The organism is Streptomyces sp. NBC_00984 (assembly GCF_045162475.1).
Classification (GTDB): domain Bacteria; phylum Actinomycetota; class Actinomycetes; order Streptomycetales; family Streptomycetaceae; genus Streptomyces.
The window spans coordinates 6197207-6211749 of sequence record NZ_CP108734.1; the positions used below are offsets into that span (position 1 = coordinate 6197207).

12 protein-coding genes and 1 pseudogene are annotated in these 14543 nt (G+C 71.4%); 11 read left to right on the forward strand and 2 right to left on the reverse strand.

Annotated features, from left to right (window positions below; all coding sequences use genetic code 11):
- The 3 genes from OG520_RS27675 to OG520_RS27685 all read left to right on the forward strand — a co-directional run bounded on the left by OG520_RS27675 (position 1) and on the right by OG520_RS27685 (position 4810).
- Positions 1–957 carry an ABC transporter permease gene (locus tag OG520_RS27675; RefSeq protein WP_406014990.1) on the forward strand — a complete coding sequence of 319 codons (957 nt, stop codon included), beginning with the start codon at positions 1–3 and terminating at the stop codon, positions 955–957.
- On the forward strand, positions 954–3035 hold the full coding sequence (locus OG520_RS27680; protein WP_399326530.1) for a dipeptide ABC transporter ATP-binding protein: 2082 nt from the start codon (positions 954–956) through the stop codon (positions 3033–3035). The genes OG520_RS27675 and OG520_RS27680 overlap by 4 nt, the downstream gene beginning before the upstream one ends.
- Before the next feature lie 92 nt (positions 3036–3127).
- On the forward strand, positions 3128–4810 hold the full coding sequence (locus OG520_RS27685) for an ABC transporter family substrate-binding protein (RefSeq protein WP_406014991.1): 1683 nt from the start codon (positions 3128–3130) through the stop codon (positions 4808–4810).
- A gap of 60 nt (positions 4811–4870) precedes the next feature.
- Here OG520_RS27685 and OG520_RS27690 read toward each other — a convergent pair whose 3' ends face one another.
- Positions 4871–5671 carry an aminotransferase class IV family protein gene (locus tag OG520_RS27690; RefSeq protein WP_406014992.1) on the reverse strand — a complete coding sequence of 267 codons (801 nt, stop codon included), beginning with the start codon at positions 5669–5671 and terminating at the stop codon, positions 4871–4873.
- Between the two features lie 87 nt (positions 5672–5758).
- Between OG520_RS27690 and OG520_RS27695 the strand changes: the two genes are divergently transcribed.
- Together OG520_RS27695 and cutA are read left to right on the forward strand one after the other, a co-directional pair.
- On the forward strand, positions 5759–6370 hold the full coding sequence (locus tag OG520_RS27695) for an NADPH-dependent FMN reductase (protein ID WP_399326524.1): 612 nt from the start codon (positions 5759–5761) through the stop codon (positions 6368–6370).
- An 83-nt stretch (positions 6371–6453) separates the two neighbouring features.
- Entirely contained in the window at positions 6454–6792 is a 339-nt protein-coding gene (cutA, locus tag OG520_RS27700) for a divalent-cation tolerance protein CutA (RefSeq protein WP_266419510.1), read from the forward strand.
- Between the two features lie 19 nt (positions 6793–6811).
- Here cutA and OG520_RS27705 read toward each other — a convergent pair whose 3' ends face one another.
- Positions 6812–7522 carry a vancomycin high temperature exclusion protein gene (locus tag OG520_RS27705; protein ID WP_399326522.1) on the reverse strand — a complete coding sequence of 237 codons (711 nt, stop codon included), beginning with the start codon at positions 7520–7522 and terminating at the stop codon, positions 6812–6814.
- Between the two features lie 214 nt (positions 7523–7736).
- Between OG520_RS27705 and OG520_RS27710 the strand changes: the two genes are divergently transcribed.
- The 6 genes and pseudogenes from OG520_RS27710 to OG520_RS27735 all read left to right on the forward strand — a co-directional run bounded on the left by OG520_RS27710 (position 7737) and on the right by OG520_RS27735 (position 14483).
- Entirely contained in the window at positions 7737–7949 is a 213-nt protein-coding gene (locus OG520_RS27710) for a hypothetical protein (RefSeq protein ID WP_406014993.1), read from the forward strand.
- 78 nt (positions 7950–8027) lie between these two features.
- Positions 8028–8171: pseudogene (locus OG520_RS27715) on the forward strand (sirohydrochlorin chelatase); the annotation flags it as partial.
- A gap of 93 nt (positions 8172–8264) precedes the next feature.
- Positions 8265–9575, forward strand: a complete 1311-nt coding sequence (locus tag OG520_RS27720; RefSeq protein ID WP_406016580.1) for a deoxyguanosinetriphosphate triphosphohydrolase — start codon at positions 8265–8267, stop codon at positions 9573–9575.
- A gap of 248 nt (positions 9576–9823) precedes the next feature.
- Entirely contained in the window at positions 9824–11083 is a 1260-nt protein-coding gene (locus tag OG520_RS27725; protein WP_406014994.1) for an NAD(P)/FAD-dependent oxidoreductase, read from the forward strand.
- A gap of 138 nt (positions 11084–11221) precedes the next feature.
- Positions 11222–13129, forward strand: coding sequence for a DNA primase (gene dnaG, locus OG520_RS27730; protein ID WP_406014995.1), 1908 nt, complete (start codon positions 11222–11224; stop codon positions 13127–13129).
- Between the two features lie 175 nt (positions 13130–13304).
- Positions 13305–14483 (forward strand): RNA polymerase sigma factor, encoded by a 1179-nt coding sequence (locus OG520_RS27735; protein WP_399326833.1) that lies wholly within the window; start codon positions 13305–13307, stop codon positions 14481–14483.
- The last annotated feature ends 60 nt before the right edge of the window (positions 14484–14543 follow it).

Here is a 14543-nt window from a genome sequence, read left to right on the forward strand (position 1 = left end):
GTGGCCACAGACGTGACAACCGGCGCCTCGTCCGGCGCGGCGGAGGACCCGGCGACGCAGCCGGCTTCCCCCGCGGGGAAGAAGGACACCTCCCACCTCGGCCTCGGCCGGCTCTACCTGCGTCGCTTCCTGCGCAACCGCCTCGCCGTCGTCGGTGTGGTGATCTTCGTGCTGCTGGTGCTGTTCAGCGTGTTCGGCGGCCTGTTCACTTCGTACGCGTACTCCGACGCCGACTTCGCCGCACTCACCCAGCCGCCGAGCGGAACCCACTGGTTCGGCACCAACCAGGGCGGGAACGACATCTACGCCTCCGCGGTGCACGGGCTCCGGCGTTCCCTGGCGATCGCCGTGAGCGTCTCCGTCCTGACCATCGTCGTCGCCGCGGTCATCGGCTCCAGCGCCGCGTACTTCGGCGGCCGGGTGGAGAAGGCGACACTCGCCGTCATCCACTTCCTGCTGGTCGTCCCCTCGTTCCTCATCCTTGCCCTGGTCTCCCACCGCCTCGCCGGCGACTGGCGGGTCCTCATCGTCGTGCTCACGGTGTTCGGCTGGATGTCCACCGCGCGGGTCATCTGGTCCGTCTCGACGTCACTGCGGGAACGGGACTACGTGACGGCGGCCGAGTTCATGGGCATCAGCGCACCGCGCATCATCCTGCGCCACATCATCCCCAACCTCGGCTCGCTGCTGATCGTCAATCTGACGCTCGGCGTCGTCGCGACCGTACTCAGCGAGACCGCCCTGTCCTTCCTCGGATTCGGCGTCCAGACCCCGGACGTCTCCCTCGGCACGATGCTCGCGGACGGTGCGAGCACCATCACGAGCGCCCCATGGCTCTTCGCCTTCCCCGCGGGCCTGGTCGTCCTGCTCACCGTGTCGATGACCTTCGTCGGCGACGGGCTGCGCGACGCCCTCGACCCCACGTCCGTGACCGGTGCGGCAGGAGGCCGACGATGACTCTCACGACCCTGGCCGCATCCCCGGCACCCACCGACGCCACCCCCGTGCTCTCGGTGCGGGACCTGCGGATCACCTTCCCCTCCGAGGCCGGCCCCGTCGAGGCGGTGCGCGGCGTCGGCTTCGACCTCCTGCCGGGCCGGACGCTCGGCATCGTCGGCGAGTCCGGCTCGGGCAAGTCGGCCACCGCGATGGCCGTGATGGGCCTGCTGCCGCCCTCCGCCGAAATGCGCGGCCAGGTGCTGCTCGACGGACGTGATCTGATCGGCCTCGGCGACAAGGAGCTCTCCGCGATACGGGGCAACTCCATCGGCATGGTCTTCCAGGACCCGCTGTCCGCGCTCACCCCGATCTTCTCCGTGGGCAGGCTGCTCTCCGACGCCCTGCGCGTCCACCAGGACCTGACGAAGCGGGCGGCCTGGGAGCAGGCCGTCGAACTGCTCGATCTCGTCGGCATCCCCGATCCGCGGGGCCGGGCCAAGTCGTTCCCGCACGAGTTCTCCGGCGGAATGCGCCAGCGCGTCGTCATCGCGATGGCGATTGCCAACAAGCCCTCCGTGCTCGTCGCGGACGAGCCCACCACCGCCCTCGACGTCACCGTGCAGGCCCAGATCCTGGACGTCCTGCGGCTGGCGCAGAAGGAGACCGGAGCCGGGCTCGTCCTCATCACGCACGACCTCGGGGTCGTGGCCGGTCACGCCGACGACATCGCCGTGATGTACGCGGGCCGGTTCGTGGAGCGCGCGGAAGTCGACGAACTGTTCCGCCGGCCGACGATGCCGTACACCGCGAGGCTGCTCGCCGCCGTGCCCACCGTGGACAGCGGGGTCCACCGGCCGCTGGTCCCGATCGGCGGGGAGCCGCCCGCCCTCGTGGACCTCCCGGGCGGCTGCCCCTTCGCGAGCCGCTGCGCCGTCGCCCAGGACGCGTGCCGGGCCGACGAGCCCGAGCTGCGCGAGATCACCGGGCACGGGCACGTCGCCTGCCTGCGCGCGGACGAGATCGCCGACGGAACCCTGGACCCCGCCGGAGACGTGGGGCCGGGCGACCTGCCGAGCGGGTCCGGGCACGCGGAGACCGGCGAGGTGGTGCTCCGGGTCGAGGACCTCGTCAAGACCTTCCCCGTCACCAAGGGCGCCCTCCTCAAGCGCCGGGTCGGCACGCTGCACGCCGTCAACCGGGTGAGCTTCGAGCTGCGCGCCGGGGAGACCCTGGGGCTGGTGGGCGAATCGGGCAGCGGCAAGACCACGACGCTGCTGGAGGTCCTCCGGCTGAAGCAGCCCGAGGGCGGGCGGATCGAGGTCGCCGGAACGGATATCGGCACCGTCGAATCCGCCGCCCGGGTACGGGAGCTGCGGCAGGACGTACAGATCGTCATGCAGGATCCGCTGGGGGCCCTGAACCCGCGGCTGCCCGTCTTCCAGTTGCTCGCCGAACCCCTCCAGGCCATCGGGCGGGACCGCGAGTCGATCCGCTCCCGTGTCCACGAACTCCTGGCGCTGGTCGGCCTGGACGCCTCGGTCAGCGGCCGTTTCCCGGCCGCGCTCTCCGGCGGCCAGCGCCAGCGGGTCGGCATCGCCAGGGCCCTGGCGACCGAGCCGAGACTGCTCGCCCTCGACGAGCCGCTCTCGGCCCTGGACGTGTCGGTGCAGGCCGGGGTGATCAACCTGCTGGCCCGGCTCAAGCGCGAACTCGGGCTCGCCTACCTGGTGGTCGCCCACGACCTGGCCGTGGTCCGGTACATCTCCGACCGCATCGCGGTGATGTATCTCGGGCACATCGTCGAGACCGGGGACACGGAGACGATCTTCTCCGATCCCAAGCACCCCTACACCCGGGCGCTGTTGTCGGCGATCCCGGTGCCCGACCCGCAGCGGGAACGCGCCCGCGAACGTGTCGTGCTCCAGGGCGAGCAGCCGAGCGCCACCCGGCCGCCCGCGGGCTGCGTCTTCGTCGACCGCTGCCCCCTGTACCGCCTCGCCGACGAGGACGTGCGCCGGCGCTGTCGCACGGAGCGTCCCGAGCCGGCGGCGGTGGCCGGACGCCCCGGCCACCAGTACGCCTGTCACGCCGTCTGAGCCCGCTCACGGCACTCCGGGGCCACCGCGCCGCCCCGCCCGCAAACACAGCTCGTCCCTACGTTCACCGAACCAGAAGGAGCCCTTCCGCCATGCGCGCAAGACTGGCCCTGCCCATCGCCCTCGTCGCCGCCGTCTCGGTCGCAGCCACCGCGTGCGACGCCTCCTCCGGGAAGGACGGGTCCGACGCGGCGGGCAAGGACACCCCCAAGGCCGCATCGGCCGCGGCCGACTACAACCCGGTGCCGTACGACCGGATCAAGGACGGCGGCACCTACACCACCGCCGGGACCTTCGACGAGCAGGGCAACCCGTTCAACGTCAACGCCACCCTGACCGCGTCCCGGGTCTGGGGCTGGTACAACGCCGACGCGATCACGTACTCGCCCACCGGCGAGGTGCAGTACAACCCGGACTACTACAGCGACGTGAAGGTCTCCGTCGAGGGCGGCAAGCAGAAGGTCACACTGACGATCAACGAGAAGGCCACCTTCAACGACGGCACACCGATCGACTGGACCGCGATCGAGGCCACCTGGAAGACCAACAACGGTTCGAACAAGGCCTACGACGCCTCCTCCACCGACGGCTACGACCAGATCTCCTCGGTCCACAAGGGCGAGAACGCCAAGCAGGCCGTCATCGAGTTCAAGGGCGTCAACGCCTCCTGGACGACCCTGTTCACCACCTTCCTGCACCCCAAGGCGGCCACCGTCGCCAACTTCAACAAGGCGTACGTCAAGAAGGCCCACCCGGAGTGGGGCGCGGGCCCGTACACCGTCGGCAAGTGGGACACCCACTCGGGCGGCATCACCTTCGTCCGCAACCCGAAGTGGTGGGGCAAGAAGGGCAAGCTCGACAAGCGCGTCTACGTCAACCTGGAGTCGACGGCCGCGGTCAACGCCTTCAAGAACGGCCAGCTCGACTACACCTCGGCCATCGACGCGGAGAGCCTCAAGCAGGTCAAGGGGCTCAAGGGGACGGAGATCCGCAGCGGCGGCAGCCCCTTCGAGTACTCGCTCTACTTCAACACGAAGTCGGCCAACCTCTCGGACACGGCCGTCCGCAAGGCCATCCAGGAGAGCATCGACCGCTCCCAGATCGCGAAGATCCAGTTCCAGGGGCTCGACTACAAGGAGCCGCTGCCCGGTTCGGCGGTGCTGTACAGCTTCCAGAAGGGCTACCAGGACAATGTCTCCGCCGTCCTGAAGTACGCACCGGACGAGGCGAAGAAGACGCTCGACGCGGAGGGCTGGAAGCCCGGCAGCGACGGCATCCGCGTCAAGGACGGCAAGAAGCTGGAGGTCGGCTACACGATCCTCGGCGACGAGCCGCTGGACAAGGCCGTCGCCGGTGCCTTCACCGCGATGCTGAAGCCGGTCGGCGTCCAGCTCGTCGTCAAGAAGGCCGACGAGGCGGACTTCTCGAAGATCCTCAGCGACCGCAGGTTCGACCTCTTCCTGTCCGGGAACCGCTCCATGGACCCGTTCGGTGCCCGCTACCTGTGCGACTTCTACTGCTCGGACCGTGACTCCAACATCACCGGCTCCGGTACGCCGGCCCTGAACAAGGAGATCCGCGCCACCGCCGACATAGCGGACCTCGACGAGCAGGTCGCGGCGGTCAACAAGGTCGAGCGGAAGGCGCTCCAGCAGTACGCCTTCCTGCCGCTGTTCAGCGGACCCTCGACGTACAGCGTGAAGAAGGGCCTCGCCAACGTCGGCGCCACCATCTTCTACAGCCCGCTCCCGGAGACGGTCGGCTGGGAGAAGTAGTCCACTCACACCCGGGTCCCGCCCCGGTGCGGCCGCGCGGCCGCACCGGGGCGGGGCGCGTCAGATCGTGTCCCACCGCGCACCGTCGTACGCCTGCCCGATCCGCTTCATCAGCTCCTCGTCCACCGCGAATTCCGTGTCGTCGATCCGCCCGACCGGCGCGATGCCCTGCGAGTTGGTGAGGAACGCCGACCGGAACGCGCCCAGCCCGTCCAGGGTCACCGGACGCCGTACGGACGCCAGCCCCGCGGCGGGCAGTTCCCGCTCCAGCAGCGCCATGGTGATGCCGAGCAGACAGGGGGCGTCCGGCCAGACGACCGAAGTGCCGTCCCAGAAGCCGATGTTGGTGATCGCGCCCTCCGTCACCGCCCCGTCCGGCAGGGTCAGCAGGGCCTCGTCGAACCCGGCGCGGGCGGCCAGCTGCGCGTAGTACGTCTGGCCGAACTCGCCGGGCCGCTTGATGTGCGGCGCGGTGCGGGCGTACGGGACGGACATCAGGCCGTGCGGTGCGGCGGACTTCCGCGCCGGCCCCCGCACCGTGACCATGACGGTCGTCTCCGCGTCGCCCGGAGGCAGATAGCCGTGGACCCGGACCGAGGCGTCCCGCACCCCGGCACTCTCCAGCGCGTGCCGGATCAGTTCGCGGACCCGTGCCCCGGCCAGGCCGCGCTCGAACAGCTCCTGGTTGGCGGCGTCCAGTCGGGCCAGATGCAGGGCCAGGCCGCGCACCTTTCCGTCCCTGACCTGCATGGCCGTGAAATGGCCGTAGCCGAGGAAGGCCGGAATCCGCAGGTCCGCCTCGGTGGCCGGATGTCCGTCGAACTCGGCGTACGGGGAGGGCGAGGGCGGGGGAGTCGTCATGCCGTCCACCGTATGCCGCGACGCCCGGCGGCGGGGCCCGGCGAAAGGACTTGACCTCAACCATGGTTGACATAGGAGCCTCTTCGCATGGACCTCACCACAGCACCCACGACCCCTTCCACCGCCCCCCTGAAGGTCGCGGTCGTCCTCGCCAGCAATCGCGAGGGACGGTTCGCCCCCGTCGTCTCCGACTGGTTCCTCTCCCACACCGACCCCCACCCCGACATCGAGACCGATCTGATCGACGTCGCGGAACTCGACCTCCCGGTCGCCCTCTCCTACCGGCCCGACGCCGACGCGCAGGCCCGACTCGCCGCCGTATCACCCCGGTTGGCGGCGGCCGACGCCTTCGTCGTCGTCACCCCCGAGTACAACCACTCGTACCCGGCTCCGTTGAAGAACCTCATCGACTGGCACCGCGCCGAATGGCAGGCCAAGCCCGTCGCCTTCGTCTCGTACGGCGGGGTGTCCGGCGGGCTGCGCGCCGTCGAGCACCTGCGGCAGGTCTTCGCGGAGCTGCACACCGTCGGCATCCGCGAGACCGTGTCCTTCCACGACGCGGGCACCCTCTTCGACGACGAGGGCAGGCACCGGGACCCGGCGGGCTGCGACGCGGCGGCCAAGGTGCTGCTCGACCAGCTGGTCTGGTGGGGGCACGCCCTGCGCGACGCCAAGGCCGTCCGGCCGTACGGCGTCTGACCCGGGAACGCTGCGCCGCGCCGCGTCGTCCCCGACAATCGAGGGGTACGGAACACACGCGACCGACCCCGCAGGAGCCGAAGGTGACGACGCCGGCATGGCTGACCGTACTGACCACGACGGACAGCGAGGAGAAGGCCCACTCCCTGGCGCAGGGCGCGGTGGAGGCGCGGCTCGCCGCCTGCGTACAGATCTCCGCGCCCGTCACCTCGGTCTACCACTGGCGGAACGCCATCGAGACCACCGAGGAGTGGCAGCTGCTGTTCAAGACGACGGCCGAGCGGTACGACGAACTGGAGGCCCACCTCCAGGAGGCGCACGACTACGAGACCCCGGAGATCATCGCGATCCCGGTGCTCCGGGGCAGCGCCGGCTACCTCGCCTGGGTCTCGGCCGAGACCGCTCCGGTCACCTCCCTGTAGCCCCGGGCCCGTCCCGGGGCTACTCCCCGTGCGCCGCCAGCGCCTCCCCGATCCCCGGCTCCCGCGGCCCCAGGAAGTACGGGTCGGGCTTGAACACGGCGTCCAGCGCCGCCTTCCCCGCCGCGAACACCTCCCGCGTCCCGCCGTAGTACCAGGTCGCGTCGTGCACGGCGTCCACGCCCACCCCGTACGCGTCGATCCCCGCGGACCGGCACAGCGCGATTGCCCGGCGGATGTGGAACCCCTGGCTCACCAGCACCGCGCGGTCGACCCCGAAGATCTTCTTGGCCCGCACGCACGAGTCCCAGGTGTCGAACCCGGCGAAGTCGCTCACGATCCGCTTGTCCGGCACCCCGTGCTCCCTGAGATAGGTGCGCATGGCATCCGGCTCGTCGTACTCCTCGCGGCTGTTGTCACCGGTCACGAGCACGACCTTCACCTTCCCGTCCCGGTACAGCTCTGCGGCGGCCTTCAGCCGGTTGGCGAGATACGGCGACGGTCTGCCCTGCCAGAGCCCCGCCCCGAACACCATGGCCACCTGCTGCGCGGGCGCGTCCGCGGTCGTCCTGACCCGGGCGTCGGCGACGGAGTACATCCAGGTCGCGGGCGCCAGCGCGAGCACACACGCGGCCATCACCCCCTGCACGGCCCGCCGCTGCCCACGCCGGGTCCGCGGCCACCGCGGCCGCAACCGCCCGAGCAGCTGTCGTCCCGGCCGCTTCACCCGCATGGGAGCCCCCTTTTCTCCGTGCCGTGCTCCGTCGTCCCACATGATCGGACGATTCACGGGCCGAAAGGGTTCTCGAACGGGCAGGATGAATGCCATGAACCGAACCGGGGCCGAGGACGACTGGGTGACGATCGCCGCGTACGAGAACCTGAAGGGTGCCCTGCACCCGGCTGCCGCCGCCCGCGCCTGACTACGGGACCGGGGCATCGACTGGATGCCGATACCCGCCGGTGAACTGCGCTGCGACCTGGCCTGCGCCCCGGGCCCGGACGGCCACTGGCGCGGCTGGATCACCGTCCGCGCCCGCGCCTCGGCGCTGCGCCACCTGGGCCTCCACCCCGACCAGCCCACCTCCCGCCCCACGGCACCCTCGCCCCCGGGGTGGTGGCACGCGGCGGCGGAGCGGGCGGCCCGGCGGCCCCGGTGAACCGGCGGCACGGAGGCTCCACGGCATCCGTCACCCGCCCGCAACGGCGCGGCAACCTCGGTCCCGCACCATCGGACCATGACGCAGCCGGCACCGGCACCAGCCCAGGAGTCCCTGCCCCTCGACAGCACGGCGCAACTGCTGACCCGCATCACCGCACAGCTCGGCACCCAGCTCGGACTCGTCGCGCTGGACGGGACCCGGAGGACCGCACCGACGCTCCCGGCGGGGGAGAACCTGATGAACGGACATCTCCCGGCCGCCCCCTGAGCCCTCTTGTCGGTCCGGCCGTTTACTGTCGGAACCATGGACGGCATGGACGGTACGCAGGGCACACAGGACCACGGCACGGCCCCCTACGGCGCGGCCGACGCCCAGCGCTGGGACACCGAGCCGGACAAACGGCCGGGCCGTACCGCGTTCCAGCGCGACCGCGCCCGGGTGCTGCACTCCGCCGCGCTGCGGCGGCTCGCCGGGAAGACCCAGGTCGTCACCCCGGGCACCCGCAGCCATGCCTGGGACGCCAGTCCGCGTACCCGGCTCACCCACTCCCTCGAATGCGCCCAGGTCGGCCGCGAGCTCGGGGCCGCGCTCGGCTGCGACCCCGACCTGGTCGAGACGGCCTGCCTCGCCCACGACCTGGGCCACCCGCCGTTCGGACACAACGGGGAGCAGGCGCTCAACGACTTCGCGTCGGACTGCGGGGGCTTCGAGGGCAACGCCCAGTCGCTGCGCCTGCTGACCAGACTCGAACCGAAGCGGTTCGTGCCCGACACCCGCACCGGCGAACTGGTCAGCGTCGGGCTCAACCTGACCCGTGCCGCCCTGGACGCCGCCACCAAGTACCCGTGGCCGCGCGGCGCGCACCCCACCGACCCCGGCTCGCCGAAGTTCGGGGTGTACGAGGACGACCTCCCGGTCTTCGAATGGGCCCGCGAGGGGGCGCCGAAGGACCGCAAGTGCTTCGAGGCCCAGGTCATGGACTGGTCCGACGACGTCGCCTACTCCGTGCACGACTTCGAGGACGGGCTGCACGCCGGGCACATCGACCCCGACTGCCTCTACGCCGAGCCGGAGCGGAACGAGATCTGGGCGGTCGCCATCGGCCGCTACGTCCCCGCGGACACCGGGCCCCAGGAGCTGGCCGACGCGCTGGACCGGCTCGTCGCCCAGGACTGGTGGCCGCACGGCTACGACGGATCCGCCGTCGCCCAGGCCCGGCTGAAGGACGCGACGAGCCAGCTCATCGGCCGGTTCTGCCTCGCCGCCGAGAGCAGCACCCGGCAGGCGTACGGGACGGGCCGCCTCGGCCGGTACGCCGCCGAGCTGGTCGTCCCCCGCGAGGCCCGCAACGAATGCGCCGTGCTCAAGGCGGTCGCCGACCGGTACGTCATGCAGCGCGCCGAACAGGAGGCGATCCGCGCCGACCAGCGGATCGTCCTCGCCGAGCTGGCCGCCGCGCTGACCGCACGCGCCCCGGAGGGGCTGGAGCCGCAGTTCCGGGCCCTGTTCGAAGCCGCCCGCGACGACAGGGCCCGCAAGCGGGTCCTGGTCGACCAGATCGCCGCACTGACCGACGCCTCGGCCCGCTCGCTGCACGCGGCGCTCACCGAACGCCGCCGATGACCGGCGCCCGCCCCGGGTCATGGCGATCCGTCCCGTTTCCGCCTTGTCTGCGAGCCGTACCCCGTCCCGCGGGCCGCACCGCGCAGACTGGCCCTGACCAACTAGGCCCTGTCCCTCCTGATCCGGCCTGATCCGAACGAGAGACCCCGGGTGTGACCTGATCGGTGTACACCCTCTTTCGCCATCACGCTGCGTGCGGGACGCTCGCAGTTGGCGGCGCCGCGCAGCAAGCACCGAGGAGGCATCAAGTGGTCGACGCACATCGGACGTTCGTCATCGTCGGAGGAGGACTGGCGGGAGCGAAGGCGGCCGAGACACTCCGGGAGGAGGGTTTCAGCGGCCGGGTGATCCTGCTCGGCGACGAACGGGACCATCCGTACGAACGGCCTCCGCTCTCCAAGGGCTATCTGTCCGGCAAGGAGGAGCGGGACAGTGTCTTCGTCCACGAGGCCGCCTGGTACGCGGGCGCCGACATCGAGCTGCACCTGGGACAGCCCGTCACCTCGCTCGACCGGGAGGCCCGCGCCGTACAGCTCGGCGACGGCACCGTCGTCCACTACGACAAGCTGCTGCTCGCCACCGGGGCCGAGCCCCGCCGCCTCCCCGTACCGGGCACGGACCTGGCCGGCGTCCACCATCTGCGCCGCCTCGCCCACGCCGACCGGCTGCGCAACGTACTGGCCGCACTCGGCCGCGACAACGGCCATCTGGTGATCGCCGGGGCCGGCTGGATCGGACTGGAGGTCGCGGCGGCGGCGCGCGGGTACGGCGCCGAGGTCACCGTGATGGAACCGGAACCGACCCCGCTGCACCAGGTCGTCGGCCCCGAACTCGGCCAGATCTTCACCGATCTGCACCGCGACCACGGGGTCCGCTTCCACTTCGGCGTCCGCCTCACCGAGATCATCGGCCAGGACGGCCTGGTGCTCGCCGTCCGCACCGACGACGGCGAGGAGCACCCCGCCCACGACGTGCTCGCCGCGATCGGCGCCGCGCCCCGCACCGCCCTCGCCGAGACCTCCGGACTCGCCATGGCCCCGCGCGCGGACGGCGGCGGCATCGCCGTCGACGCCTCCCTGCGCACCAGCGACCCGCACATCTTCGCGGCCGGTGACGTCGCCAACGTGGCCCACCCGCTGCTCGGCACCCGGCTGCGCGTGGAGCACTGGGCGAACGCGCTGAACAGCGGTCCGGCCGCGGCCCGCGCCATGCTCGGCCAGGAGGTCAGCTACGACCGGGTGCCGTACTTCTTCTCCGATCAGTACGACCTCGGCCTCGAATACTCGGGCTGGGCGCCGCCCGGCAGCTACGACCAGGTGGTCATCCGGGGCGACGCGGGGAAGCGGGAGTTCATCGCCTTCTGGCTGAAGGACCGCCGGGTGCTGGCCGGGATGAACGTCAACGTGTGGGACGTCACCGAGACCGTGCAGCAACTGGTCCGGTCCGGCCGGCAGATCGACCCGGACGCGCTGGCGGACCCGTCGGTCCCGCTGGAATCCCTGGCCTGAGTCCTGCCGGACGGGCCCGGCCGTTCCGCCCGGCGCCGCCGGACGGAACGACCCGGCCGGTCCGCGCGGCACCACCGGGTTCCACGGATCACATCGGCACGCGGCACGGCTGTCGTACCCCACCCGTAGACTTCACCCGTGGCAGGCAGGATCAATGACGACGACGTGAAGGCGGTACGGGACGCGGTCCCGATCGACGCCGTCGTTTCCGAGTATCTCCAGCTGCGCAACGCGGGCGGTGGCAACCTCAAGGGCCTCTGCCCGTTCCACGACGAGAAGTCCCCCTCCTTCCAGGTCAGCCCGAGCAAGGGTCTCTTCCACTGCTTCGGCTGCCAGGAGGGCGGCGACACGATCGCCTTCGTGCAGAAGATCGACCATCTGACGTTCGCGGAGGTCGTCGAGCGGCTCGCCGCCAAGGCGGGCATCACCCTGCGGTACGAGGAGGGCGGGTACAACCCCTCCCACCAGCGCGGCGAGCGCATCAGGCTGGTCGAGGCGCACAAGGTGGCCGCCCAGTTCTACGTCGAGCAGCTGGACGGCCCCGAGGCCGAGATCGGCCGGAAGTTCCTCGCCGAGCGCGGTTTCGACCAGGCGGCCGCCGCCCACTTCGGCGTGGGCTACAGCCCGGCCGGCTGGGACCACCTCACCCGCTATCTGCGCGGCAAGGGCTTCAGCGACAAGGAGCTGATCACCTCCGGCCTCTCCCAGGACGGCAGGCGCGGCCCCATCGACCGCTTCCGCGGCCGGCTGATGTGGCCGATCAGCGACACCTCCGGCGACGTCGTCGGCTTCGGCGCCCGCAAGCTGCGCGACGACGACAACGGCCCGAAGTACCTCAACACCCCCGAGACCGCGATCTACAAGAAGTCCCAGGTGCTGTACGGGATCGACCTGGCGAAGAAGGACATCGCGAAGGCCAGCCGGGCCGTGGTCGTCGAGGGCTACACCGACGTCATGGCCTGCCATCTCGCCGGGATCACCACCGCCATCGCCACCTGCGGCACGGCCTTCGGCGGCGACCACATCAAGATCCTCCGCCGGCTCCTGATGGACAACGGCAGCGCCCGGGTGATCTTCACCTTCGACGGTGACGCGGCCGGGCAGAAGGCCGCCCTGCGCGCCTTCGAGGACGACCAGAAGTTCGCCGCGGAGACGTACATCGCGATCGCCCCGGACAATATGGACCCCTGCGATCTGCGCCTGGTCAAGGGCGACGAGGCCGTCCGCGACCTGGTCGAACCCCGCACCCCGCTCTTCGAGTTCGCGCTCCGCCAGATCGTCGGCCGGTACGACCTGGAGACCCCGGCGGGCCGCGGCGCCGCGCTCGACGAGGCGGCCCCGGTCGTCGCCCGGATCAAGAACAGCTCCTCGCAGCACGAGGTCGCCGTCCAGCTGGCCGGCATGCTCGGCATCCTGGACACCCAGTTCGTCGTCAAGCGCGTCGGCCAGCTCGCCCGCTGGGCCCGCGAACGGGGCGACCAGCGGGGCCCCGCCCAGCCGCCCTCCCGCGCCGGCCACCAGCACCAGCAGGTCCAGGCGCCCGCCGCCCCCTCGGGCCCCGCGCTCAACCTCCGCAGCCCCGCCCACCGCACCGAGCGCGAGCTGCTGAAGCTCGCCCTGCAGAAGCCCGCCCTGGTCTCCCCGGCCTTCGACGCCTACGGGATGGACGAATTCACCGCCCCGCCGTACGCCGCCGTCCGGCAGTGCATCGCGGAGGCGGGCGGCGCGGAGCTGGGCGTCCCCGAGACCCGCGAATACCTGGTCCAGGTCCTGGACGCGGCCCCCAACGACACGGTGCGCAATCTGGTCACCGAGCTCGCCGTCGAGGTCTTCCACGGCAAGACCATCGACGAGACCTACGCGGGCATGCAGCTCGTCCAGGTCCGGCTGCGCGCCGTCGACCGCCGGATCGACGACGTCCAGGGCAGCCTCGCCCGCCTCGGCAGCAATGTCGCCCCGGACCATCTGGCGGCCGCGCAGAACGAGGTCTGGGTCCTCCAGCAGTACGCCCAGTCCCTGCGCAACAGCGGGGCCGACGCGCTCTGAGCGGGCGCCCGGCGGGGCAAGGGCCAGTCCGGCGGATCATGGCCGGGGTCGCGCCCGATCCGCCGGACAGGCCCCAGCGCCCCCGCGTAACCGACCGGTCACGGACCGGACTCAGAAAGTCGCCGCACGCCCCTCGTGGCGGCGATGTGTCTTCCCCCACACTGGGGGGCGGTGCCTGAGACATCGGAGCGCGGCCGGCCCACCGAACGGTGGTCCTCCATCCCCGCGGTCCGGCAGCGATCACCTGGAGGTCGCCCCCGTGCAGACCCGGACCCTGACCGAAACCGAGCATGTCTCGGCCATCCCCGCGCAGAACCGGGCCGTGCGCCATCCGGAGGCCGCGGTGGAGCCGCCGACACCGCCCGAGCCGCCCGAGGCACTCATGGAGGAGTCGCCCCGGGTGCCCGAGCCGCCCGAACCGCGGAGCCGTCCGGAGACCGCCGGCCCGTCCTCCGACCTCTTCCGCCAGTATCTGCGGGAGATCGGCCGGATTCCCCTGCTCAGCGCCGCCGACGAGGTGGAGCTCGCCCGCCGGGTCGAGGCCGGACTCTTCGCCGAGGAACGGCTGGCGGGCACCCCGGACCCGGACACCCGGCTGGCCGTCGACCTCGACCGGCTGGTCGTCATGGGGAGGATGGCCAAACGCCGCCTCATCGAGGCCAACCTCCGCCTCGTCGTCTCCGTCGCCAAACGTTATGTCGGCCGCGGGCTGACCATGCTCGATCTGGTCCAGGAGGGAAACCTCGGGCTGATCAGGGCCGTCGAGAAATTCGACTACGCCCGGGGCTACAAGTTCTCCACGTACGCGACCTGGTGGATCCGGCAGGCCATGTCCCGCGCCCTCGCCGACCAGGCGCGGACCATTCGGGTCCCGGTCCATGTCGTCGAACTGATCAACCGGGTCGTACGGGTCCAGCGCCGGATGCTCCAGGAACGCGGCTACGAGCCGACGGCGGAGGAGGTCGCCGACCAGCTCGACCTCACCCCGGAGCGGGTCGGCGAAGTCCTGCGGCTCGCCCAGGAACCGGTCTCGCTGCACGCCCCGGTCGGTGAGGAGGACGATGTCGCGCTCGGCGACCTGATCGAGGACGGCGACGCCGCGTCCCCGGTCGAGTCCGCCGCGTTCCTGCTGCTGCGCGAGCACCTGGAAGCGGTGCTCTCGACCCTGGGCGAGCGCGAGCGGAAGGTGGTCCAGCTGCGCTACGGGCTGGACGACGGACGGCCCCGCACCCTGGAGGAGATAGGAAGGATCTTCGGCGTGACGCGCGAACGCATCCGCCAGATCGAGTCCAAGACCCTCGGCAAACTCCGCGACCACGCCTTCGCCGACCAGCTCCGCGGCTACCTCGACTGACGGCACGAGGGCCCGCACCGCCGTCCGGCGGTGCGGGCCCTCGGGTCCGAACGGGCGGTG

Excerpts from the sequence above, each read along its gene's own strand:
- OG520_RS27680 (WP_399326530.1), top strand. The coding sequence starts at position 954 with ATGACTCTCACGACCCTGGCCGCATCCCCGGCACCCACCGACGCCACC.
- OG520_RS27685 (WP_406014991.1), top strand. The coding sequence starts at position 3,128 with ATGCGCGCAAGACTGGCCCTGCCCATCGCCCTCGTCGCCGCCGTCTCG.
- OG520_RS27690 (WP_406014992.1), bottom strand. The coding sequence starts at position 5,671 with ATGACGACTCCCCCGCCCTCGCCCTCCCCGTACGCCGAGTTCGACGGA.
- OG520_RS27695 (WP_399326524.1), top strand. The coding sequence starts at position 5,759 with ATGGACCTCACCACAGCACCCACGACCCCTTCCACCGCCCCCCTGAAG.
- OG520_RS27705 (WP_399326522.1), bottom strand. The coding sequence starts at position 7,522 with ATGCGGGTGAAGCGGCCGGGACGACAGCTGCTCGGGCGGTTGCGGCCG.
- OG520_RS27710 (WP_406014993.1), top strand. The coding sequence starts at position 7,737 with ATGCCGATACCCGCCGGTGAACTGCGCTGCGACCTGGCCTGCGCCCCG.
- OG520_RS27720 (WP_406016580.1), top strand. The coding sequence starts at position 8,265 with ATGGACGGTACGCAGGGCACACAGGACCACGGCACGGCCCCCTACGGC.